This window comes from Sphingomonas sinipercae, assembly GCF_011302055.1.
Classification (GTDB): Bacteria; Pseudomonadota; Alphaproteobacteria; order Sphingomonadales; family Sphingomonadaceae; genus Sphingomicrobium; species Sphingomicrobium sinipercae.
On sequence record NZ_CP049871.1, the window covers coordinates 369,644 to 390,815 of the forward strand.

Genomic DNA, 21,172 nt, shown 5'->3' on the forward strand with positions numbered 1-21,172 from the left:
CGTTGCCGCAGCGGTCAGCAAGGCGGCACTCCGGTCAGGTGGTCCCAGGCGTGAAGCCAGGTGCCAACTCGTGCGTTTTGGCGGCGTGAAATCGAAGGAGGAACCGCAATGCCAGCAAAGTCCAAGTCGCAGCAGAAGGCCGCGGGCGCGGCGCTCTCGGCCAAACGCGGCGACACGCCGAAGAGCGAGCTCAAGGGCCCGTCGAAGCAAATGGTCGAATCGATGACCGAGAAGGAGTTGGAGAAGATGGCTTCGACCAAGCGCAAGGGTAAGCCAGAGCACGCCGGCTGAACCCGCCGAGAAAAACCGAATCGGGGTTGGGTGTGGGGAAGAGTGCCGCTAGGCCCGGACAATGGGCCACGATGCAGCGAAGACCCGGCGGGAGGAGCGTAACGCCGGCCTGCTGTTGATCGCGGCGGCGGCGCTCGCCCTGCTCGCGGCGAACAGCGCCGCTGGCGACTTCTACCATCACATCCTCGACTATTCTTTTGGGCCATCGCTTCCCAGGATCGGGGTGCCGACGGTCCACCTGTGGGTGGCCGACGCGCTGATGGCGCTATTCTTCCTGCTCGTCGGGCTGGAGGTTAAGCGCGAATGGTATGAAGGACGGTTGTCGACGGCTGCCGAGCGGCGCCTTCCGTTCATTGCCGCCGCCGCCGGCATGGCGCTGCCCGCGCTGGTCTTCATCAGCATCGTCCAGTCCGATCCGTCGCTGATCAACGGCTGGGCGATCCCCGCTGCGACCGATATCGCCTTCGCCATCGGCATTCTCGCACTGCTCGGGTCGCGCGCGTCGCCGTCGATCAAGCTGCTGCTGGTGACCATCGCCATCATCGACGACGTCGGCGCGGTGCTGATCATCGCCTTGTTCTACACCGCCGACCTTAGCGTGTACGCGCTTGGCGCATCGCTGGTCATCGCCGGGGTGATGGCGTTCCTCAACGTCGCCGGCGTGCGCCGGCTGTGGCCTTACCTGGTGCTTGCGGCTTTCCTGTGGTTCGCGGTGCTGGCCAGCGGGATCCACGCGACCATCGCCGGGGTCGTCGCCGCACTGACGATCCCGCTCGGTCGCGGCGAAGCGCATTCGCCGCTCCGCAAGCTCGAACATACGATCCACCCGTGGGTGATGTTCGGGGTGGTGCCGCTGTTCGGCTTCGTCAGCGCCGGGGTCCATGTGGGCAGCATTGGCGAAATCCTTCGGCCACTGCCGCTGGCGATCGGGCTTGGCCTGTTCGTCGGCAAGCAGACCGGCGTGTTCGGCGCCATCTGGCTGGCGGTCCGAAGCGGGCTAGCGCCGCGTCCGGCGGGCGCGAACTGGCAACAGATTTACGGCGCCGCCATGCTGTGCGGGATTGGTTTTACGATGAGCCTGTTCATCGGCGCGCTGGCTTTCCCCGGTCAGCCGGAAGCGGTCGAGGCCGCCAAGCTTGGCACGCTGGGCGGGTCGTTCCTGGCGGCGGTTGGCGGCTGGCTCGTGCTGCGCACCGCCGGCCCGGCCGAGCCGGTAGAGGAAGACGCAAGCGAAGCGGCGGAAATTTTTGGCGAGGATTGGATGGCTGACCGGCAGCCGTAGGTTCGGCTAACGAATGCGTCCAAAGGCGGGAGAATGATGATGATGCGATGGACCCTGGGCGCGACTGCGCTGTCGCTCGGCGCTTGTGCCCAGCTCCCGCCGGCGCTCGTTGCCGCTCCCCAACCGCCCGCCCCATTGCCCGCGCCGGCCGACACGCTCGACGCCGCAGCGCGCGACTATGTCGTGTTGCAGCTGGCCATCGGCGAAAAGGAAGCCGGTTACATCGACGCTTATTACGGCCCGGCCGAATATCAGGCGCGGGGGCGGGAAATCGCCGCGGCGCGCAATCTCGCGCAACTCAAGGCCGACGTCGATGAATTGTCCGCGCGTGTCGCGAAGCTGTCGGCGACCGACGATCCGGCGCTGGCGCGGCGCGGGCGCTACCTGCTTGGCAACCTGACCGCCGCGAAAACGCGGCTGCGGATGATGGCGGGCGAAAAGCTGAGCTTTGCCGATGAGGCGGAAGGTTTGTTCGGTGTTCGGCCGGTGCTGAAGCCGCTGTCGGCTTACGATCCGATCCTGGCCAAGGTCGAAACGCTGGTGCCCGGCAAAGGGCCGCTGTGGAAGCGCGTCGACAGTTTCGCCGACCGCTTCATCATCCCCGCCGACCGGCTAAAGCCGGTGATGGATGCGGCCATTGCCGGCTGCAAGGCGCGGACCCTGCGCCACATCGCCTTGCCTGCGGGCGAGCGCTTCGACCTGGCGCTGGTCACCGGGAAAAGCTGGGGCGGCTACAATTACTATCAGGGAAATTATCATTCGAAGATCGAGATCAACACCGATCTGCCGGCGCGCATGTCGCGGGCGGTCGATCTTGGCTGTCACGAGGGGTATCCCGGGCACCACGTGCTCAACGCGCTAATGGAGCGCGAACTGACCCGCGGCCGCGGCTGGATCGAATATAGCCTCTACCCGCTCTATTCGCCGCAATCGCTGATCGCCGAAGGGTCGGCCAATTACGGCATCCACCTCGCCTTCCCGGGGTCCGAGAAAGTGGCCTTCGAAACCGCCACGCTCTATCCGCTTGCGGGCCTGTCGAGCGCGGATGCGGCCCGCTACGACCAGCTCGGCACGGCGACGGAGGGGCTGAGGGGTGCGTCGATCACCATCCAGCGCGACTATCTGGAGCAGCGCATCGGCGAAGAGCAAGCGGTCAAGCTGCTGCAGCATTATGGGCTGCAGAGCGAGGAGCGGGCGCGCAAGGCGATTTCATTCGCCAAGCAATATCGCAGCTATGTGATCAACTACGGCCTTGGCCAGGACATGATCCGGCAGGACGTGGAATCCTATCCGCCCGCCGCGCGCTGGAAACGGTTCGAGCAGATCATCAGCGAGCCGACCTTGCCGTCGGACCTGCGCGCCGCTCAGTGACGCGGCGTTGAAGCGACCAGCTTGTCCATGAAGGCGAGCATCACGCCGGATGCGATGAAGACCAGGTGGATCGCCACCATCCAGAACAATTGATGTTCCTTGGCAGCGGTCATCCCGGCGGGCTCCAGGGCCATAAAGTTCTTGAGCAGGTTGATTCCGGAAATGGCGACGATCGATGCGACCAGCTTCAGCTTCAGCCCGGCGAAGTCGACCTTGCCCATCCAGTCGGGCCGGTCGGCATGGTCGCCGATGTCCATCTTCGACACGAAATTCTCGTAGCCGGCGAACAGCACCATCAGCAGCAGATTGCCGGTCAGGGTGATGTCGATCAGCGACAGGACGGCAAGCACCGCGTCGGATTCGGTCATCGCCAGCGTGTGGGTGACGATGTGCCAGCATTCCTGGGTGAACTTGACCAGCAACATGCCGAGCGCGACGACCATCAGCAGGTAGAATGGCGCCATCAGCCAGCGGCTTCCGAACAGCACCGTCTCAAGGCCATGCTCGATCCGCTGCCGCGGCGTGCGCCGTGCCTCTTCAACCTTGATCGCTACGTGCTTCATCGTCGTCCCCCGTGCCGTCGCGGCCTAGCGGGGGAGGGGTTAAAAACGCGCTAAGCCTAAGGCTTGCGCTGCAGCGCGACCTGGTAGCTGAAGACCTTGCCGCGCATCAGCCCGGCCTTCACCGCCGGATCGCCGTCCAGCACCGCTTCGGCGGCGGCGCGGTCGGGCGCTTCGAGGATGATCAGCCCCATCGTGTCGGGCACGAGGTTGCCGTTGGGCAGCGTATCCTGGGTGCGGCCGAACAAGACGACCTTGCCCTCGTCCGTCATCGTCTTCAGCCGCTGGAAGTGCGCGCCGACGGCGGCGTTGTCCGCCGGAGTCCAGGCTTTCGGATCCTGAAGCTCGGGCCGGGCGAGCGAGAGGACGATCAGCCATTGCGGCATGCGCTCTGCAGCGGCAGCAGGAAGGCTGGAAAGTGCCGCTGCGGCGAAGGCAAGCAGGGCCGGCATAGACTTCATCGAGCGCTCCTTCCGTAACCGCAAGCGTTACCTCAGTTCGAAGACGACGGTGCTTTGATAATATGACCGGACCGGTTGGCCCTTGGCGTCAAGCGCGGGATCGAACCTCGCCTTCCGCATCATGATGCCGCACACCACATCGTCGAACTCCTTGGGTCGGGTCGACACCTGAACGTGGCACGATTCGGGAATGCCCTGTCGATTGACGATCAGGCGGATGTTGACGATGCCCTCTTGCTCCGACCGGATCATGTCCAGCGGGTAGTCCTTCGATTGGAACCAGCTTTGCGCGGAGGGGCTTGGGCGCGCCTCCCGGGTCAGGCCTTTTTGCTCGGCCACGTCCAGACCCCAGCTTCCGACGAGGTCCCAGACGCAGTCGCGCAATGCCTTCATCGGTGCGTCCATCGGGCCAGTTTCAAGGACCAGATCGAATTTCATGATGTCCTTGACCGCAAGCCAGCTTGCTGCACGTTCGCGCGCGGCGCCCACGGGCGGTGGTTTGTAGTAGGTGCCGGCACTGGCAGCCAAATTGATCGCGTCTTCCTCGGCTTTCGAAAACGGTGCGATTCGTTGGGATGCCTTGATCAGGAAGACCGGCTTCGATCCTGCCAGCGCTCGGACGCCTTCGATTTCGCTTTCTGCGTTACCCGGCCCGAATTGCAGTTTTCCGAGGATCGGTCGCACGGTGTTCGCCGGCTTCACGGTCCAGCCGGCCAATGTGACCTTCAGCGAATCCCCCGGCTCGAACTGGTCGAAAACGAGGAGGACTTCGCTGTTGCCCGTCCCGAACTGTCGCGACATGCGGCAATTTTCGGCGGCATAATCGAGCGTCCAAGCACTGCTCGGCGGCAAGCTCCGCACCTCGCGCGGCTTTGCGGTCGCGGTGGAGGTCAGGAGCCCGCCAATCACAAAGGCGGTCAGCAAATTACGCATGCGGCCCTCCTAGACAGTCGTTCTAAAGCTTCTCGGTCAGCTCCGGGACGATTTTGAAGAGGTCGCCGACCAGGCCGATGTCCGCGACCTGGAAGATCGGGGCGTCTTCGTCCTTGTTGATGGCGATGATCGTCTTGCTGTCCTTCATGCCCGCAAGGTGCTGGATGGCGCCGGAAATGCCGATCGCGACATAGACTTCGGGGGCGACGATCTTGCCGGTCTGGCCGATCTGGTAATCGTTCGGCGCATAGCCGGCATCGACCGCGGCGCGGCTGGCGCCGACAGCGGCGCCGAGCTTGTCGGCAAGCGGATCGATCAGCGCGTGGAACTGCTCGCTGCTGCCGAGCGCTCGGCCGCCGGAGACGATAATCTTGGCGCTGGTCAGTTCGGGACGTTCGCTTTCGGAGGCTTCGAGGCCGACGAAGCTGCTGTTCCCGACCGGCGCGGCGGCGTCGACCGTCTCAACCGAAGCGCTGCCGCCTTCACTGGCCGCTTTCTCGAACGCGGTGGTGCGGACCGTCATCACTTTCTTGGCGTCGCTGGAACGGACGGTGGCGATGGCGTTGCCGGCGTAGATCGGGCGGGTGAACGTGCCGTCGTCCTCGACCGACAGGACGTCGCTGATCTGCATGACGTCGATCAAGGCGGCGACGCGCGGGGCGATATTCTTGCCGAAGGTCGAGGCCGGAGCGACGAAGGCGTCGTAGCCGTCCATCAGCCTGGCCGCGAGCGCGCCGACTTCCTCGGCAAGATCATGCTCGAGGTGACCGGCGTCGGCCGCGAGCACCTTCGAGACGCCGGCGATCTTCGCAGCCTGCTCGGCAATCGGCCCGACGTTCGCACCGGCGACCAGCGCGTGGACTTCGCCCAGCTTCGACGCTGCCATTACGGTCGCCAGCGTGGCGTCCTTGACGGTCTTGCCGTCATGCTCGACCAGGACCAGCACGCTCATTTCGCAATCCCCATGCCTTTGAGGCGTTCGACAAGTTCGTCGACCGACCCGACCTTGATCCCGGCCTGGCGCTTGCCCGGCTCGACGACCTTCAAGGTCTCGATGCGCTTCGCAGTATCGACGCCGTAATCCGCCGGCGACTTGGTCGCGAGCGGCTTCGACTTGGCCTTCATGATGTTCGGCAGCGAAGCATAGCGCGGCTCGTTGAGGCGAAGGTCCGTGGTGACCACCGCCGGCAGGTTGAGCTTCACCGTTTCGAGGCCGCCATCGACTTCGCGGGTGACGGTCAGCGCGCCGTCCGACGCTTCGACCTTCGACGCGAAAGTACCCTGCGGCCAGCCGAGCAGCGCGGCGAGCATCTGCCCGGTCTGGTTGCAATCGTCGTCGATCGCCTGTTTGCCGAGCACCACCATCTGCGGCTGCTCTTCGGCGGCAATCTTCGCGAGAATCTTGGCAACCGCGAGCGGCTCGACCTCGTCATCGGTCTGGACCAGGATCGCGCGGTCGGCGCCCATGGCGAGCGCGGTGCGCAAGGTTTCCTGCGCCTTGGCCGGTCCGATCGAAACCGCGACGATCTCGGTCGCGACGCCCTTTTCCTTGAGGCGGATCGCTTCCTCGACCGCGATCTCGTCGAACGGGTTCATGCTCATCTTGACGTTGGCGAGATCGACGCCGGAGCCGTCCATCTTCACCCGCGGCTTCACGTTATAGTCGATCACTCGTTTGACGGCGACGAGTAGCTTCATGCTTTCACTCCATGTGTCCCTGCGAAGGCAGGGACCCAGTACTGGGCTCCTGCCTTCGCAGGAGCACAACCAAAGTTACGCCGCCTGTTTGACCTCCGCGACGATCTTCTTCGCGGCGTCGCCGAGGTCGTCGGCGCTGACGATCGGCAGGCCGGACTTGGCGAGGATGTCCTTGCCTTGCTGCACGTTGGTGCCTTCGAGGCGGACGACCAAGGGCACATTGAGGTTCACCTCGCGCGCGGCGGCGACGATGCCGTCGGCGATGATGTCGCACTTCATGATGCCGCCGAAGATGTTGACGAGGATGCCCTTCACGGCGGGATCGGAAAGGATGATCTTGAAGGCCGCGGTGACCTTTTCCTTATTGGCGCCGCCGCCGACGTCGAGGAAGTTGGCCGGGAAGGCGCCGTTCAGCTTGATGATGTCCATCGTCGCCATGGCGAGGCCGGCGCCGTTGACCATGCAGCCGATGTCGCCGTCGAGCTTGATGTAGGCGAGGTCGTACTTCGACGCCTCGATCTCCATCGGGTCTTCTTCGGTGAGGTCGCGAAGCTCGGCCAGATCCTTGTGGCGGAACATAGCGTTGGAATCGAAGCCGACCTTGGCGTCGAGGACCAAAAGCTCACCCTTGTCGGTGACGGCCAGCGGGTTGATTTCGATCTGCGAGGCGTCGGTGCCGAGGAAGGCATCGTACAGCCTGGCCAGAACCTTGCCCGCCTGCTTGGCGAGGTCGCCGTCAAGGTCGAGCGCAGCGGCGACGGCGCGGCCGTGGTGCGGCATCAGGCCGGTGGCCGGGTCGATGGTGATGGTGTGAATCTTTTCCGGCGTGTCGTGAGCGACCGCCTCGATATCCATGCCGCCCTCGGTCGAGGCGACGACGGCGATCCGGCCGCTGTCGCGATCGACCAGCAAGGCCAGATAGAATTCCTTAGCGATGTCGACGCCGTCGGTGATGTAGAGGCGCTGCACCTGCTTGCCCGCATCGCCGGTCTGAATGGTGACGAGGGTCTTGCCGAGCATTTCCTCGGCGTGGGCGCGCACTTCGTCGATCGACTTGGCGAGCCGCACGCCGCCCTTCGCGTCGGGGCCGAGTTCCTTGAACTTGCCCTTGCCGCGGCCGCCGGCGTGGATTTGCGCCTTCACCACCCAGAGCGGCCCGGGCAGTTTCTGCGCGGCGGCGACAGCCTCCTCGACGGTCATTGCGGGATAGCCGGCGGGGACGGGCACGCCGAACTTCGCGAGCAGCTCTTTGGCTTGATATTCGTGGATGTTCATCGTGCGGGCCTAAAGCAGATTGCCGCTGCGGATGCAAAGCCGCCTTAAGGTCGCTAAAGTCACGCGGTCAGGCGCCTTTTTCGTGACTTTAAGACCCTCCTCCCGCTGCGTCGGCAAGCGATGAAAAACGGCTTGGGTCATAGCGGCCGGAGCCTAGGGGAAAGCGCGCCTGTAGGACAGCCGCAGGTCGACCCGGGCCGCCCGCCACGCAAGATCATCCATGTCGACATGGACGCTTTTTATGCATCGGTTGAGCAGCGCGACGCGCCCGAGCTGAAGGGGAAGCCGGTCGCCGTCGGCGGCGGCCATCGCGGCGTGGTCGCGGCGGCTTCCTATGAAGCGCGGGTGTTCGGGGTCCGGTCGGCGATGCCGTCGGTGACGGCGAAGCGGCGCTGCCCCGACCTGATCTTCGTCAAGCCGCGCTTCGACGTCTATCGCGAGGTGTCGCAGCAGATTCGGGCAATCTTCGCCGACTATACGCCGCTGATCGAACCGCTGAGCCTGGACGAAGCCTATCTGGACGTCAGCGAGGATCGGCTCGGGCTGGGTAGCGCAAGGGCGATCGCCCAGGATATCCGGCGCCGCATCCGGGAGGAGACGGGCCTGACCGCATCCGCCGGGGTAAGTTACTGCAAGTTCATCGCCAAGCTGGCCTCCGACCACCGCAAGCCGGACGGTTTGTGCGTGATCACGCCGGACAGGGGCGCCGATTTCGTCGCTTCGCTGCCGGTCGCGCGCTTTCACGGCATCGGGCCGGTGACGGCGAAGAAGATGGAAGCGCTGGGCATCCACACCGGCGCCGACCTTCGCGCCTGGAGCCTGCCGGAACTGGAAGCGCGCTTCGGCAGCTCCGGCGGCTGGTACTGGCGAATCTGCCGCGGCATCGACGAGCGCGAGGTCAAGCCCGACCGGCCGTACAAGTCGGTCAGCGCCGAGCGGACCTTCGATGAGGATTTGATCGAACCGGGGGCGCTGGCGGCGGAGCTCGAGCGGATCGCCGGCTATGCCTGGGCGCGGGTCGAACGGGCCGAGGTCACCGGGCGGACCGTCACGTTGAAGGTGAAATTCGGCGATTTCACGACGATCACCCGCTCCAAGAGCTTCGTGCAGTGCGTCGATGACCAGCAGGCGTTCGCCGCCGCCGGCCAGGCGCTGCTTGCGGGCCTTCACCCGCTGCCCAAGGGCATCCGCCTGCTCGGCCTTGGGCTGCACAGCCTGTGCGAAGAGGGCGCCACGGGGCCGCTCCAGCTGACCCTTGCGGTCTGAGCGAGGCCAGACTCGCGTCTGGACGCAAGTTGTGCTATAAAATTGTCACACAGGCCGCATCCTTTTCCGCGGCCGGACAAGCAGGAACTAGCACTTCAGACGGAAGAGCCGCGGCCAGCAGGTCGTTTTGGGGGACGATGCGGGATGTGTCGGCTCTCTTCGTCGTAATCAGAAAGGTGAGCAATGGCTGCTAAAGCGCTTAGCTTCGACGTTGGCGATTATGTTGTGTACCCCAAGCATGGTGTCGGCCGTGTCGTTGAGCTGCAGAGCACGGAGATCGCCGGCACCCGCCTCGACCTCTACGTCCTTCGCTTCGAGAAAGAGAAGATGACGCTTCGAGTGCCGGTGGCGAAGGCCGATTCGGTCGGGATGCGCAAACTGTCGTCCGACAAGACGATGAAGGACGCGCTCGAGACGCTCAAGGGCAAGCCGAAGGTCAAGCGGACCATGTGGTCGCGCCGCGCCCAGGAATATGAAGCGAAGATCAACTCGGGCGACCTGACGTCGATCGCCGAAGTGGTGCGCGACCTGTTCCGCCCGGACGATGCGCCGGAGCAGAGCTATTCAGAGCGGCAGATCTTCGAGGCCGCTTCTTCCCGCCTGGCCCGTGAGCTCGGCGCGATGGAAGAGACCGACGAGAAGGGTGCCCTGGCCAAGATCCTGGAGATCCTGAACAAGGCCGCCGAAATCCACCACAAGGCCAAAGAGCCCGCTTAAGCGAAGCCTTTGACCGACGAAGAGGGCGCGACCGCAAGGCCGCGCCCTTTTTCGTGCGCGTCGGATTCCGCTTGAAGCTACGATTGTAGAACTGTATGGTCTTCCTAACACAGGGAGAGTCGGGATGCGCAACGGAATTGTCATCGCAGCTGCGGCGCTGGTCGCCGCGGGGGGTTGCAGCCAGGGCCATGCAGAAAGCGGTCCGAGCGTCCAGCGGCAGTATCAGGTCAGCGGCTTCGACCGGATCGCGGTGGCCGGCCCTTATGACGTCAAGGTCGTGACCGGCCGGCCGCCCGCTGTCTCGGCGCACGGGTCACAGGCGCTGATCGATCGCCTGGTGGTCGAGGTGCGCAACGGCGAATTGATGATCCACCCGCGCAAGGAACGCAGCTTCAACTGGAACGGCGTGCACGGTTCGGCGGTCGTCGAAGTCTCCGCCCAGATGATCCGCGGCCTGGCGCTGGCCGGTGCCGGCGACGTCACGATCGACCGGATCGCCGGCGACAGGTTCGAAAGCAGCATTGCGGGCGCCGGCGACCTGACGATCGGATCGGTCGCGGTGCAGTCGCTCGACGTCAACATCGGCGGCGCCGGCGACGTCAGGGCCAAGAGCGGCCAGGCGCGCACGGCCAGTTACAGCATTGCCGGATCGGGCGAGATCGATGCGGCCGGCGTTAAGGTCACGGCCGCGAAAATCTCGATCGCCGGGTCGGGCAACATCCGCGGGCAGGTGTCCGGGGCGGCTGACGTGAGCATCGTCGGCTCCGGCGACGTCGCCTTGTCCGGCGGCGCCAAATGCTCGGTGTCGAAGCTGGGCAGCGGCGACGTCCGCTGTTCCTAACCCGCCCTTAACCATCAGCGGCGACAAGGGCCGCCATGCGCTTGCACCTTTTCGTCCAGATGGCCCTCGCAATTGCCGCGGCCTCGCCGCCGGCGGCCGCGACCCGGTCGTTCACCATCACCGGTTTCGACCGAATCCGGGTCGACGGACCGTATAAGGTCACACTGACCAACAATGTCGCGCCCTTCGCCCGGGCGACCGGGCCGCTCGGCGCGCTCGACCGGGTCAGCATCGATGTGCAGGGACGCACCCTGATCGTCCGCCCGGCAGTGTCGGCCGCGGCCGGAAACCGGTCGTCGCAACGCGAAGGGCCCGTCGAAATCGCGGTCGGCACGCATGAGCTGACCCAGGCGACGGTCAACGGTTCCGGCTCGCTCAGCATCGACAAGGTGCGCGGGCTGTCGTTCGAACTGTCGGTGCAGGGGGCGGGCGGCGCCCGGATCCAGCGGATCGACGTCGACCGGCTCAAGCTGTGGCTGAGCGGTTCGGGCAGCAGCACGGTCGCGGGCAAGGCTGCGACGTTGACCACCAGCGTGCTTGGGACCGCCCTGCTCGACGCCGCCGCGCTGACCGCGAAAGACGCGACCATCGCGGTCGAGGGAACGTCGACGGTGCGGCTGAACGTCGCCGACAGCGCGAAAGTGAATGCGCGCGGACCGGCAATCGTCGAACTTGGCGGCCGCCCGTCCTGCACGCTTCGCGCGGAAGGGTCGTCGGAAGTGACCGGCTGCCGCTAGAGGGCAGCCGACCGCTTAGTTGACGGCGGCGTTGGCCTCGACGCCGGACAGGAAGCCCCACAAGGCATCGGCCAGCTCGGCGGCAGCGCCCAGCGCCTCGACCTTTTCGGCGTCCGGCAGCTTGTCGAGCAACTCGCGGCAGACGGCGCTATGTTCGACGTCGGCACTTTCGTGGACCCGGAAGAAGCGCAGCGTTTCCTCCGCGGTGATCCCGTAACGGTCGACCAGCCCTTCGATCTTCGCCGACGCGACGCCCGGGAATTGCGATTCGTAGGCGTATAGCGCGCCCAGGCCGGAGGCGTAGGACGTGCCCGACAAGCGGCGGAACGTGTCGATGAGGTTGCGGGTCTCGACGTTCAGCGCCTGCTCGCGCACCGCGGCGTCGTTTTCGCCAAGGCCGCAGGCGAACATCATCCACAAGGTCGCGTGATCCTGCTTGCCGGCCTCGAGCCCTTCTTCCTCGGCGAGGTTTTCCGCGAGCATCCGGCGGCCGTCGCGGTCCGGACAGGCGCTGTGCACCGCGCTGACCGCGCGCGGGAAAGCTTCGACATGGTGGAAATATTGGCGGGCGTAGGCGCGCAGCGTGTCGAGCGGCAGGCGGCCTTCGGTCCATGCCTGGTAGAACGGATGCGAAAGCATCGCGCGCTCGGCGACAGCGGCGTCGATCTGGGTGGAAATGGCGATGGTCATGAGCGGGCCTCCCTGTGCGTTCGGCACCAGCGATAGGCGGCACGCCGCTGCTGGGCAAGACGAGTGAGCGGCCGGCGCCCCCGGCGGTGCTCGGGCGCGGCAACCGATGCGCCGTTCGACCGTTAAAGCTTCAACACGAAAAAAAGGGAGTTGGACTATGTATATCGGTATCGGCGGTCTTATCCTGTTGATCATCCTGCTGGTGGTCCTGTTCTAAGACCAAGCAACACGATTGAATTACGGCTGGCGGTGCGGGCGTTCCATTAGACGAGCGCAAGCGCCGCCAGTTTTCCATAGAGCCGTGGTGGAAGCAGCCCGACGCCGCTGACTTCCTCGCCGACATCTTTTTCATCGCCGCGCTCGTAGTAACGCCAGCCCTGGTGGGCGCGGCACTGCGTCGGCGTCAGCCTGACCAGGGCCGCCGCGCAGACGATGTCGACGCGGCCATCCTCGCGATCGTCGAAGCGCAGGATCTGGTTGGAGCCGACCAAGCGGTGCTTGACGATCCAGTGGAGCCCGCCGCCGATCACTTCGTCGGCGCGCTTGGGCCTGTAACGGGTGGCGATGCGAAGCTCCCCGCCTTCGGCACGAAGGGCGATACGCGCGGCGAGCGCGTCAAAGTCGCGGCAACCGAACGCCACCTTCGTCAAACCCACAGCCGGCATACACCCAACTTACAAATTATGGGTGCGAAGACAATAGCTTAGCGCACAACACCGGAAGCAGTGGCAAGGCCAAGGAAGGCCAGGAAGCCCATCGAATCGGTGACCATCGTGACGAAGACGCTGCTGGCGACCGCGGGGTCGGCGCCGGCGCGCTCGAGGGCCAGCGGAACCATCACGCCGGCAAGGCCAGCGACGATGATGTTGATCAGCATGGCCGCGGCGATGACGCCGCCCAGCGACGGGCTGCCGAGCACGAGCGTGACGCCGATGCCGATGAGCACGGCGATGGTCAGCCCGTTGAGGATTGCGACCCGAATCTCGCGCCCTACCGCGCGCCAGCGGTTGGAGCCGGTGAGCTGGTTGGTGGCGATGGCGCGCACCGTGACGGCCAGAGTTTGCGTGCCCGCATTGCCGCCCACGCCGGCGACGATCGGCATCAGCACGGCCAGGATCGCAAGCCGTTCGATGCTATGTTCGAACTGCCGGATGACGAAGGCCGCGACGAGTGCGGTGAGCAGGTTGGCGATCAGCCAGCGGACGCGCGAACGGTAGCTTTCGCCGACCGGTTCGTTGATGTCGCCTTCATCGACGCCGGACAGCAGCAGCGCATCCTCGCTCGCTTCTTCCTGGATGATGTGGACGACGTCGTCGACGGTGATCATGCCGACCAGGCGCCCGTTGTCGTCGACCACCGCGGCGGACACGAGCGCATATTTCTGGAAGCGGAGCGCCACGTCCTCCTGGTCCATCTCGACCGGGATCAGGGTCTGTTCGCGCTGCATGATGTCGGCGACCGGGGTCTTGCGCGGGGCCCGCAGGATGCTCGACAGCTTGCAGGTGCCGACCGGCCGGTGCGCCGGCGAGACGACGAACACTTCCCAGAAGTCGTCGGCCAGTTCGCCCGGGGAGCGCAGGTAATCGATGACTTGGCCGACGTTCCAATGTTCGGGCACCGCGATCAGGTCGCGCTGCATCAACCGGCCGGCGGAATCCTCCGGATAGGTCAGCGCTTCCTCGATGGCCGCGCGGTCGTCCGGCTCCATCGCCCGCAGGACGGCGCGCTGCTCGTCCTCTTCCAAATCCTCGAGAATGGCGACGGCGTCGTCCGTCTCCATCTGCCCGGCGATGTCGGCGACCTGCTGCGGCTCAAGCGCATCGAGCAGGTCCTCGCGGACATATTCGTTCATCTCCGCCAGCACGTCGGCGTCGACGATCCCGGCGAGCGCCTTGACCAGCCCTTCGCGCTCGTCGCGGGCGGCAAGCTCAATCAGGTCGGCGACGTCGGCCGGGTGCAGCGGCTCGACCAGCTCGCGCGCGGTGGCGTCGTCGCCGGCCTCGACCGCATCGAGCACGCGGTCGACGAATTCCGGGCGCAGCCGGTCTTCCTCGTCAATTGCCGATGCGGGGGCGGAGCCGAGCGCTTCTTCCTCGTGAGGGGCGGAGACGTGTTCGCTCTCGCTCATTGCCCTCATCCCCTGCGCCCGTCCCGGCCCTCCTATTGCCGAGCCTCCACTGGCGCAAGCGCGGGCGGCTCCCTAAGTCGTCGCCAATCGAACCCTTTTAACAGTCGGAGACTCGACGATGGCGGACAGCCTGACCTTCACCCTTTCCAGCGGCGGCGACGTCGTCATCAAGCTTCGCCCCGACCTGGCGCCCGGCCATGTCGAGCGGATCACCCAGCTCGCCAGCAGCGGCTTTTACAACGGCGTGCCGTTCCACCGGGTAATCCCTGGCTTCATGGCGCAGGGCGGCGACCCCACCGGCCGCGGCACCGGCGGGTCCGACCTGCCGGACATCAAGGCGGAATTCAGCGCCGAGCCGCACGTTCGCGGTACCTGTTCGATGGCGCGCACGAGCGATCCGAACAGCGCCAACAGCCAGTTCTTCATCTGCTTCGACGACGCGCGCTTCCTCGACAAGCAATATACTGTCTGGGGCCAGGTCGAGAGCGGGATGGAGCATGTCGACGCCTTGCCCAAGGGCGAGCCGCCGGCGAACCCGGGCACGATCGTCAAGGCGACGGTCGGCTGAAATGACTCAGCCGGTCGCGCTGATTACCGGCGCGTCTGCCGGGCTGGGCGTCGAGTTCGCCCGGCAGCTGGCGCGGCGCGGCCACCGGCTGGTGCTCGCCGCCCGGCGCAAGGACAGGCTTGAAGCGCTTGCCCGCGAGATTGGGAACGCCCGCGCGGTCGCCATCGACCTGGCGCGAGCCGGATCGACGGCGCGGCTGGTGGCGGACATCGAAGCGGCCGGCGAAGAGGTCCATGTGCTGGTCAACAACGCCGGCTTCGGCCTTCGCGGCAAGTTCGCGGAGCTGGATTCAGCGCGTCAGCGGGAGATGATCGACCTTAACATCGGGACGCTCACCGACCTGTGCCGGGCAGTGGCGCCGGGCATGATCGCGCGGCGGGGCGGCGGCATCCTCAACGTCGCTTCCACCGCAGCCTTCCAGCCGGGGCCGAACATCGCGGTCTATTTCGCGACCAAGGCCTATGTGCTGTCGTTCACCGAAGCGCTGCACGAGGAATTGAAGCCCCACCACGTTCGCGTGACGGCGCTGTGTCCCGGGCCGACGCGGACCGAATTCGGCGCGGTCGCGGGCTTCCCGGACAATGGGGCGTTCGACCGGGTGGCGATGGACGCCGGCCCAGTGGTCAGCGCCGGGCTGGCCGGGCTGGACGACAACAAGGCGGTCGTGGTGCCCGGGACGATCAACAAGATCGGCGCTGCGTCGCCGCGCTTTATCCCGCGCGGAATCGTCCGCAAGATCGCCGGAGCGATCAAGTTCTGAAGGCACCGGCATTGAACCGTCCGCACGCGCGCCCGTTAGGGGGTGTGGAGCTTATTGGGAGGCATGATGGCCGACACTGACACCCTCGACCGGACCAAGGGCCGCCGCGTCCAGGTTGCGAACCTGCCGCCGGGCGACAGCGGCCGCGGCATCGCCCGCCTGCCCGAAAAGCTGATGACCGAGCTAGGCCTGGCCGAAGGGGACACGATCGAGATCGTCGGCCAGCGTTCGACCGCCGCCCGCGCGATCCGCCCGTATGGCGAGGACGAGGGGCTGGAGATCGTTCGCCTCGACGGCCTGCAGCGCGCCAATGCCGGCATCGGTTCGGGCGACTTCGTCGAAATCCGAAAAGTGAAGTCGAAGGCGGCGACTCGGGTCGTGTTCGCCCCGGCCCAGGACAACGTCCGGCTGCAAGGCTCGTCGGAAGCGCTTCAGCGCACCTTCGCCGGGCGGCCGCTGTGCGAAGGTGACGTCGTCGCCACCGCCGGTCACCAGCGGGTCAACGCCGACATGCCCGACGCGGTTCGGCAGCTGCTCAACGCGCCCGCCTTCGCCATGCAGGAAGTGCGGATGGTGGTGGTGACTGCGACGCCGAAGGGCGTGGTCCACATCGACGAGTCGACGAAGGTCGAGCTGCTGCCCGAATATCTTGGTGGCAAGCCCGGCGAGCGCCGCGCCGACGTCACCTACGACGACCTTGGCGGCATGCGCGATACCATCGATTCGCTGCGCGAAATGGTGGAACTTCCGCTGCGCCACCCCGAACTGTTCCAGCGGCTTGGCATCGACCCGCCCAAGGGCGTGCTGCTGCACGGGCCGCCCGGCACCGGCAAGACCCGGCTAGCGCGGGCGGTCGCGAATGAAAGCAGCGCCCAATTCTTCCACATCGCGGGCCCGGAAATCATGGGCTCCGCTTATGGCGAGAGCGAGCGCAAGCTGCGCGAACTGTTCGAGCAGGCGGCCGCCGCGGCCCCGTCGATCGTTTTCATCGACGAAATCGATTCGATCGCGCCCAAGCGCGGGCAGGTGCAAGGCGAGGCGGAGAAGCGCCTGGTCGCTCAGCTGTTGAGCCTGATGGACGGGATCGAGCCGCGCCAGAATCTGGTCGTGATCGCCGCCACCAATCGTCCCGAAGCCATCGACGAGGCGCTTCGCCGCCCCGGCCGCTTCGACCGCGAGATCGTCGTCGGAGTCCCCGACGAACAGGGGCGGCGCGAAATCCTGCAAATCCATACGCGCGGCATGCCGCTGGCGGCGGACGTCGATATCGGCGCGCTGGCCAAGCGCACCTACGGCTTCGTCGGCGCCGACCTTGCGGCGTTGATGCGCGAAGCTGCGATGGAAGCGGTCCGGCGGATCATGCCGCGGATCAACCCGCAGGAAGACACGATCCCGACCGAGGTTCTCGACGCGCTGTCGGTCGAGCAGCGCGACATCGAAAACGCCATCAAGCGCGTGCAGCCGTCGGCGATGCGTGAAGTGATGGTCGAAGCGCCGTCGATCGGCTGGGACGATATCGGCGGGCTCGACAACGCGCAGGAGAAATTGCGCGAAGGGATCGAGCTTCCGCTCAAGCACCCCGAGGCGTTCAAGCGGATCGGGATCCGGCCGGCGAAGGGCTTCCTGCTGTACGGCCCACCGGGCACCGGCAAGACCTTGCTTGCGAAGGCGGCGGCGCGGGAGAGCAATGCCAACTTTATCGCCACCAAATCGTCCGATCTGCTGTCCAAATGGTATGGCGAAAGCGAACAGCAGATCGCGCGCCTCTTCGCCCGCGCCCGGCAGGTCGCGCCGACGGTCATCTTCATCGACGAGATCGACAGCCTGGTGCCGGCGCGCGGCGGCGGGCTTGGCGAGCCGCAAGTGACCGAGCGGGTGGTCAACACCATCCTTGCCGAGATGGACGGGCTGGAGGAACTCAACAGCGTCGTCGTGATCGGTGCGACCAACCGGCCCGGGCTGATCGACCCGGCGCTGCTTCGGCCCGGACGCTTCGACGAGCTGATCTACGTCGGCCCGCCCGACACCGCCGGGCGCCGTCGGATCCTGGCCATCCATGCCAAGGCGATGCCGCTGGCCGACGACGTCGACCTGGAGGACTTCGCGCGGCGCACGGACCGGTTCACCGGAGCGGACCTTGAGGATTTGGTGCGCCGGGCTGGCTTGTCGGCGCTCCGCCGCGGGCTCGATTCCGGGACCGTCACCAAGGCCGATTTCGAGGCCGCGCTCGCCGATACGCGGGCATCGGTCACCGAACAGATGCTGCGCGAATATGAAAGCATCCAGCAGACGCTCAAAAGCGATGCGGTGCGACCGATGGGCGGCATCGGCTTCGTCCTGCCAGGGATGCTCCGCTCGCGCGCGGGCGGCAAGGACGCGTCAGCTCCGGCCGAGCCGGCGGCTGCCCCAAGCCAGGACGACAAGGATCAGGGCTGACACTTCGAACGGCAGGTTCGGGTTGATCCCGTAAAGGGCCATTCCGAGCGCGGGCGCGGCGATGAAGCTGATCCCGTTGGCCGAGGTAATGACCCCGGCGACGCTCCCCTGCTCGGCCAGCGGCACCGCCAGCGACGCGCCGCCGGTGAAGCCGGGGCGGGTCATGCCGAAGCCGAACGAGGCGACCGCGAAGCCGACGGTGATCCCGTAAAGCTCGTTCGCAAGCGTGATCCCGCCAAGCCCGGCGGCGGCCACCAGCGAACCCCAGATCATCAGCCCGCGCGGCCCCGCGCCGAGCCGCGGGATGACGCCCCACTGCGCCGCCAGGGTCGCGCAGGCACCGGCCATCATGACGATGGCGATGGACGATTCGGCGCCGTTGGGGCTGAGGGCCAGCCGGTCGATGACGAAGAAGCCGAGGCAGGTGAGGGTCGCCGCCTGCGCGTGGCCGGCGGCGATCCCGGCAGCGATCCAGCCGCGGATGCGCGGATCGTTCCACTTCAGGCGGGCGAGGCGGCGTCCCGAGGTGGCGGCAATGACGCTGGCGCCGGTGGCGGTGGACGCTTGCGAGGGATAGCTCATCGCCGCGCCGCGCCCGAGCCGGCGCTCGCCCTTGTCGTTGGGCAGCCACAGCAGCACCGCGACGAAGACGACCGCGCCGATGGCGGCGAAGGCGAACAGCGGGCCGGACAGGCCGAACGGTTCGAACACGAACAGCGGCGCGCTGGCCGGGCCGATGATGGTGCCAAGGCCGAACGACGACGACAGCGCGGAAAGGGCGGCGACTCGCCCGCTGCGCCGAGTCTTCGACGCCAGATAGGCCTGCGTTGCCGACGGAGTCGCGCAGCCGAACGTGCCGTAAATGGCGCGGAACAGCGCGAACACCGCGAAGGTCGCCGCCCCGCCAAGCAACCCGCGAAGCCCGATATCGAGGATGACCCCGCACAGCAGCGTCGAGACGATGAACCCCGACACCCCGACCAGGGTGAGCGCCTTGCGGCCGTGGCGGTCGCTCTTTTCGGCCCAGTAAGGCGCCAGCAGCACCCACAGGATCGCCGACCAGGTGTAAGCGATGGCCACCCAGAAATCGGCGATGCCGATTTCCCGCCCGATTGCCGGCATCACCGACTGGAGCGCGGTATTGCCGGCGGCGGCGACCAGCATCGCCGCATAGAGCAGGAAGAAATGGGGCTTGCTCAGCGCTGTCGCGCCGACGGCCTTGCGTTCACCGATGGCTGCCACCACTTCGCCTTAGCGACGCCTCGCTTGAAGCGGAACCGCGTCGAGACGAGGAACCTTGCCAAGCCGCGGCGCATTTGCCAACGCAGCCCGCCGAAGCCTCCACGGAGCCCAAATTGCCAACCACCGCGAGAACTCTCAAAGGATCGCGCCGCCTTGCCAAGCGCTCGGCGCGCCGGGCGCCGAATCCGCGGTGGCAGTTCCTGCGCGGCTTCCTGAAGCATCCGGTGATGGTCGGTTCGATCATCCCGTCGAGCCGGATCCTGATCGACAAGATGCTCGGGCCGGTGTCTTGGAAAAGCACCAAGCTGTTCGTCGAATATGGGCCGGGGGTGGGCACCTTCACGCGCCCGATCCTGGACAATCTGCCGGCGGATGCGACCCTGATCGCGATCGACACCAATCCGGAATTCATCCGCTTCCTGCGCCAGTCGATCCCCGACGATCGCCTGATCGCGGTCACCGGCTCGGCCGCCGATGTCGAACAGATTGTCCGCGACCACGGCTTCGACCATGCCGATTACGTGCTCTCCGGCCTGCCCTTCTCGACGCTTCCGCCAGGCGTCGGCGATGCGATCGGGGAAGCGACGGCCAGGGTCATCCGCCCGGGCGGCGCGTTCCTGGTTTATCAATTCAGCGCCAAGGTGCTCGATTTCATCACCCCCTGGTTTGATCGCGTCGACAAGGGGTTTGAATGGATCAACGTCCCGCCGGCCAAGCTGTACTGGGCTTGGCGCGAGCTCTGATTTTCAATCGACCCGGAAGTTCAGCCGCCGGGTGACGGTGTAGTCCATCGACGTCACCAGCCAGTGTGAAACCGTCCACTTGATCCGGCGCCAGAGCGTCGAGCGTTCGCGGTGGAGCTGGGGCGTAATCTGCTGGCTGTCGGCTTTCTCCCGCTCAAAATAGCCGCGCATCTGCTTGGCGAAGCCCGCGTCCTCGATCCGCAGCATGATTTCCAGGTTGATGTAGAAACTGCGGAAATCGAAGTTGGCCGAGCCAAGATGGACGACGTCGTCGACGACGATCAGCTTGGTGTGGAGACGCGCCGGCAAATATTCGTACATTTCGACGCCGCGCCGGAGCAGCCGCCGATAGGTCGAGCGCGCCGCCGCGATCGTTGCGCGGTTGTCCGACTTGGACGCAGTGATGACCCGCACCTGGCCGCGCTGCATCACTCTGCGCATCCGCCGAAGCATCGATCCCGACGGCGAAAAGTAAGCCGCGATCACATCCAGCCGGCACGCTTCGTTGACGTCGGACACGATGGCGTAGACCCACGGGTTGCGCCGGCTCAGCGGGGAGGTGAACTTCCACTGCAGGGCGCCTTCGGCCTGGCTGTGATCGCATACCAGGCGGCGCAATTGCTTGACCTTCGACCCCTTGGTGATCGTCCAGTGGTAAAGGTCGTCGAAATATGCAGCCGCCGGCGGCACCGCCTCCCCCTCCAGCAGCAACCACAGGTCGCGCCAGCAGGTTTCGCCCTCGTCGCTCAAATAGCTTTCGTGCAGGTTCGCCCCGCCGATCAGCGCCAGCTGGTCGTCGAACACGGCCAGCTTCTGATGATTGCGCATCAGGTAGCGGCGGCCGTAGCGCGGATGGAAGATGCAATGGTCGCCGCCGGCTTGCTCCAGCCCGCTGAAGAAGTCCGGCGCGATGTCCCCCGACCCGAAGCCGTCGAGCAACACGCGGACTTCGACTCCGCGGCCGGCGGCTTCGACCAGCGCGTCGCGGATCCGGGTCCCGGCTTCGTCGCTGTTGAACATGTAGAAGAGCAAGCGGATGCTTCGCTTGCTTTGCCCAATCAGCCGAAGGATCGTGTCCAGCCGCTCCACACCGCTTTCCAGCAGGGTCAGCTGCGTGCCCGCCACCTTCGCCTGGATCGCATGCCGCTGCTTTGGACGGGGGCCGTTCATCTG

The 21,172-nt window shown here is 66.0% G+C and carries 22 protein-coding genes; 11 read left to right on the forward strand and 11 right to left on the reverse strand.

Annotated features, from left to right (window positions below):
- The first annotated feature begins 108 nt into the window (after positions 1 to 108).
- The 3 genes from G7078_RS01985 (at position 109) to G7078_RS01995 (ending at position 2,944) form a co-directional block, all read left to right on the forward strand.
- Positions 109 to 291 carry a DUF3008 family protein gene (locus G7078_RS01985; RefSeq protein ID WP_166092456.1) on the forward strand — a complete coding sequence of 61 codons (183 nt, stop codon included), beginning with the start codon at positions 109 to 111 and terminating at the stop codon, positions 289 to 291.
- 61 nt (positions 292 to 352) lie between these two features.
- Entirely contained in the window at positions 353 to 1,573 is a 1,221-nt protein-coding gene (gene nhaA, locus G7078_RS01990; protein ID WP_166092458.1) for a Na+/H+ antiporter NhaA, read from the forward strand.
- A 33-nt stretch (positions 1,574 to 1,606) separates the two neighbouring features.
- Positions 1,607 to 2,944: a hypothetical protein gene (locus G7078_RS01995; protein WP_206367463.1), complete on the forward strand. Its 1,338-nt coding sequence runs from the start codon at positions 1,607 to 1,609 to the stop codon at positions 2,942 to 2,944.
- Here the strand turns inward: G7078_RS01995 and G7078_RS02000 are convergent.
- From G7078_RS02000 to sucC, 6 genes are all read right to left on the reverse strand, one after another.
- Complete coding sequence (locus G7078_RS02000; RefSeq protein ID WP_166092460.1) at positions 2,938 to 3,507, reverse strand: TIGR00645 family protein; 570 nt, start codon at positions 3,505 to 3,507, stop codon at positions 2,938 to 2,940. The two genes, G7078_RS01995 and G7078_RS02000, sit on opposite strands and share 7 nt — an antisense overlap.
- A 56-nt stretch (positions 3,508 to 3,563) precedes the next feature.
- Complete coding sequence (locus G7078_RS02005) at positions 3,564 to 3,965, reverse strand: YciI family protein (RefSeq protein ID WP_166092462.1); 402 nt, start codon at positions 3,963 to 3,965, stop codon at positions 3,564 to 3,566.
- Between the two features lie 27 nt (positions 3,966 to 3,992).
- Positions 3,993 to 4,898, reverse strand: a complete 906-nt coding sequence (locus G7078_RS02010) for an energy transducer TonB (protein ID WP_166092464.1) — start codon at positions 4,896 to 4,898, stop codon at positions 3,993 to 3,995.
- Positions 4,899 to 4,920: 22 nt separating this feature from the next.
- Positions 4,921 to 5,850, reverse strand: coding sequence for an electron transfer flavoprotein subunit alpha/FixB family protein (locus G7078_RS02015; RefSeq protein WP_166092467.1), 930 nt, complete (start codon positions 5,848 to 5,850; stop codon positions 4,921 to 4,923).
- Positions 5,847 to 6,596, reverse strand: a complete 750-nt coding sequence (locus G7078_RS02020) for an electron transfer flavoprotein subunit beta/FixA family protein (RefSeq protein ID WP_166092469.1) — start codon at positions 6,594 to 6,596, stop codon at positions 5,847 to 5,849. The genes G7078_RS02015 and G7078_RS02020 overlap by 4 nt, the downstream gene beginning before the upstream one ends.
- A 75-nt stretch (positions 6,597 to 6,671) precedes the next feature.
- Positions 6,672 to 7,871 (reverse strand): ADP-forming succinate--CoA ligase subunit beta, encoded by a 1,200-nt coding sequence (sucC, locus tag G7078_RS02025; protein WP_166092472.1) that lies wholly within the window; start codon positions 7,869 to 7,871, stop codon positions 6,672 to 6,674.
- A gap of 120 nt (positions 7,872 to 7,991) precedes the next feature.
- On the opposite strand from sucC, the gene dinB reads away from it, so the two are divergent.
- The 4 genes from dinB to G7078_RS02045 all read left to right on the forward strand — a co-directional run bounded on the left by dinB (position 7,992) and on the right by G7078_RS02045 (position 11,432).
- The gene (dinB, locus tag G7078_RS02030; RefSeq protein ID WP_166092474.1) at positions 7,992 to 9,137 is read left to right on the forward strand and encodes a DNA polymerase IV; all 1,146 of its coding nucleotides are present in this window, start codon (positions 7,992 to 7,994) and stop codon (positions 9,135 to 9,137) included.
- Between the two features lie 183 nt (positions 9,138 to 9,320).
- Positions 9,321 to 9,854 (forward strand): CarD family transcriptional regulator, encoded by a 534-nt coding sequence (locus tag G7078_RS02035; RefSeq protein WP_166092476.1) that lies wholly within the window; start codon positions 9,321 to 9,323, stop codon positions 9,852 to 9,854.
- Between the two features lie 124 nt (positions 9,855 to 9,978).
- Positions 9,979 to 10,695 carry a head GIN domain-containing protein gene (locus tag G7078_RS02040; RefSeq protein WP_166092479.1) on the forward strand — a complete coding sequence of 239 codons (717 nt, stop codon included), beginning with the start codon at positions 9,979 to 9,981 and terminating at the stop codon, positions 10,693 to 10,695.
- A 35-nt stretch (positions 10,696 to 10,730) separates the two neighbouring features.
- Positions 10,731 to 11,432 carry a GIN domain-containing protein gene (locus G7078_RS02045; protein ID WP_166092481.1) on the forward strand — a complete coding sequence of 234 codons (702 nt, stop codon included), beginning with the start codon at positions 10,731 to 10,733 and terminating at the stop codon, positions 11,430 to 11,432.
- 15 nt (positions 11,433 to 11,447) lie between these two features.
- On the opposite strand, the gene G7078_RS02050 is transcribed toward G7078_RS02045, so the two are convergent.
- The 3 genes from G7078_RS02050 to mgtE all read right to left on the reverse strand — a co-directional run bounded on the left by G7078_RS02050 (position 11,448) and on the right by mgtE (position 14,250).
- Positions 11,448 to 12,122, reverse strand: coding sequence for a CADD family putative folate metabolism protein (locus G7078_RS02050; protein WP_166092483.1), 675 nt, complete (start codon positions 12,120 to 12,122; stop codon positions 11,448 to 11,450).
- 263 nt (positions 12,123 to 12,385) lie between these two features.
- Complete coding sequence (locus G7078_RS02055) at positions 12,386 to 12,763, reverse strand: DUF1489 family protein (RefSeq protein WP_246166416.1); 378 nt, start codon at positions 12,761 to 12,763, stop codon at positions 12,386 to 12,388.
- A gap of 62 nt (positions 12,764 to 12,825) precedes the next feature.
- A complete protein-coding gene (gene mgtE, locus G7078_RS02060; protein ID WP_166092487.1) occupies positions 12,826 to 14,250 on the reverse strand; it encodes a magnesium transporter in 1,425 nt (474 codons plus the stop codon).
- Positions 14,251 to 14,368: 118 nt separating this feature from the next.
- Between mgtE and G7078_RS02065 the strand changes: the two genes are divergently transcribed.
- The 3 genes from G7078_RS02065 (at position 14,369) to G7078_RS02075 (ending at position 18,014) form a co-directional block, all read left to right on the forward strand.
- Positions 14,369 to 14,818 carry a peptidylprolyl isomerase gene (locus G7078_RS02065; protein ID WP_166092489.1) on the forward strand — a complete coding sequence of 150 codons (450 nt, stop codon included), beginning with the start codon at positions 14,369 to 14,371 and terminating at the stop codon, positions 14,816 to 14,818.
- 1 nt (position 14,819) lies between these two features.
- The gene (locus G7078_RS02070) at positions 14,820 to 15,578 is read left to right on the forward strand and encodes an SDR family NAD(P)-dependent oxidoreductase (RefSeq protein ID WP_166092491.1); all 759 of its coding nucleotides are present in this window, start codon (positions 14,820 to 14,822) and stop codon (positions 15,576 to 15,578) included.
- 66 nt (positions 15,579 to 15,644) lie between these two features.
- Complete coding sequence (locus G7078_RS02075; RefSeq protein WP_166092493.1) at positions 15,645 to 18,014, forward strand: CDC48 family AAA ATPase; 2,370 nt, start codon at positions 15,645 to 15,647, stop codon at positions 18,012 to 18,014.
- Here the strand turns inward: G7078_RS02075 and G7078_RS02080 are convergent.
- Positions 17,958 to 19,256 (reverse strand): MFS transporter, encoded by a 1,299-nt coding sequence (locus G7078_RS02080; RefSeq protein ID WP_246166418.1) that lies wholly within the window; start codon positions 19,254 to 19,256, stop codon positions 17,958 to 17,960. The two genes, G7078_RS02075 and G7078_RS02080, sit on opposite strands and share 57 nt — an antisense overlap.
- Positions 19,257 to 19,369: 113 nt before the next feature.
- Here G7078_RS02080 and G7078_RS02085 point away from each other — a divergent pair, with 113 nt between their 5' ends.
- Entirely contained in the window at positions 19,370 to 19,999 is a 630-nt protein-coding gene (locus G7078_RS02085; protein WP_246166420.1) for a class I SAM-dependent methyltransferase, read from the forward strand.
- A 3-nt stretch (positions 20,000 to 20,002) separates the two neighbouring features.
- On the opposite strand, the gene G7078_RS02090 is transcribed toward G7078_RS02085, so the two are convergent.
- Positions 20,003 to 21,169: a phospholipase D-like domain-containing protein gene (locus G7078_RS02090; RefSeq protein WP_246166422.1), complete on the reverse strand. Its 1,167-nt coding sequence runs from the start codon at positions 21,167 to 21,169 to the stop codon at positions 20,003 to 20,005.
- Between the last annotated feature and the right edge of the window lie 3 nt (positions 21,170 to 21,172).

Bases quoted from the DNA above. Each gene is read 5' to 3' on its own strand.
- G7078_RS01995 (WP_206367463.1), top strand. From the start codon at position 1,607: ATGATGATGATGCGATGGACCCTGGGCGCGACTGCGCTGTCGCTCGGC.
- dinB (WP_166092474.1), top strand. From the start codon at position 7,992: ATGAAAAACGGCTTGGGTCATAGCGGCCGGAGCCTAGGGGAAAGCGCG.
- mgtE (WP_166092487.1), bottom strand. From the start codon at position 14,250: ATGAGCGAGAGCGAACACGTCTCCGCCCCTCACGAGGAAGAAGCGCTC.
- G7078_RS02035 (WP_166092476.1), top strand. From the start codon at position 9,321: ATGGCTGCTAAAGCGCTTAGCTTCGACGTTGGCGATTATGTTGTGTAC.
- G7078_RS02050 (WP_166092483.1), bottom strand. From the start codon at position 12,122: ATGACCATCGCCATTTCCACCCAGATCGACGCCGCTGTCGCCGAGCGC.
- G7078_RS02075 (WP_166092493.1), top strand. From the start codon at position 15,645: ATGGCCGACACTGACACCCTCGACCGGACCAAGGGCCGCCGCGTCCAG.
- G7078_RS02010 (WP_166092464.1), bottom strand. From the start codon at position 4,898: ATGCGTAATTTGCTGACCGCCTTTGTGATTGGCGGGCTCCTGACCTCC.
- G7078_RS02065 (WP_166092489.1), top strand. From the start codon at position 14,369: ATGGCGGACAGCCTGACCTTCACCCTTTCCAGCGGCGGCGACGTCGTC.
- G7078_RS02000 (WP_166092460.1), bottom strand. From the start codon at position 3,507: ATGAAGCACGTAGCGATCAAGGTTGAAGAGGCACGGCGCACGCCGCGG.
- G7078_RS02070 (WP_166092491.1), top strand. From the start codon at position 14,820: ATGACTCAGCCGGTCGCGCTGATTACCGGCGCGTCTGCCGGGCTGGGC.
- G7078_RS02045 (WP_166092481.1), top strand. From the start codon at position 10,731: ATGCGCTTGCACCTTTTCGTCCAGATGGCCCTCGCAATTGCCGCGGCC.
- G7078_RS02015 (WP_166092467.1), bottom strand. From the start codon at position 5,850: ATGAGCGTGCTGGTCCTGGTCGAGCATGACGGCAAGACCGTCAAGGAC.
- G7078_RS02040 (WP_166092479.1), top strand. From the start codon at position 9,979: ATGCGCAACGGAATTGTCATCGCAGCTGCGGCGCTGGTCGCCGCGGGG.
- G7078_RS02005 (WP_166092462.1), bottom strand. From the start codon at position 3,965: ATGAAGTCTATGCCGGCCCTGCTTGCCTTCGCCGCAGCGGCACTTTCC.
- G7078_RS02090 (WP_246166422.1), bottom strand. From the start codon at position 21,169: ATGAACGGCCCCCGTCCAAAGCAGCGGCATGCGATCCAGGCGAAGGTG.
- sucC (WP_166092472.1), bottom strand. From the start codon at position 7,871: ATGAACATCCACGAATATCAAGCCAAAGAGCTGCTCGCGAAGTTCGGC.
- nhaA (WP_166092458.1), top strand. From the start codon at position 353: ATGGGCCACGATGCAGCGAAGACCCGGCGGGAGGAGCGTAACGCCGGC.
- G7078_RS01985 (WP_166092456.1), top strand. From the start codon at position 109: ATGCCAGCAAAGTCCAAGTCGCAGCAGAAGGCCGCGGGCGCGGCGCTC.
- G7078_RS02020 (WP_166092469.1), bottom strand. From the start codon at position 6,596: ATGAAGCTACTCGTCGCCGTCAAACGAGTGATCGACTATAACGTGAAG.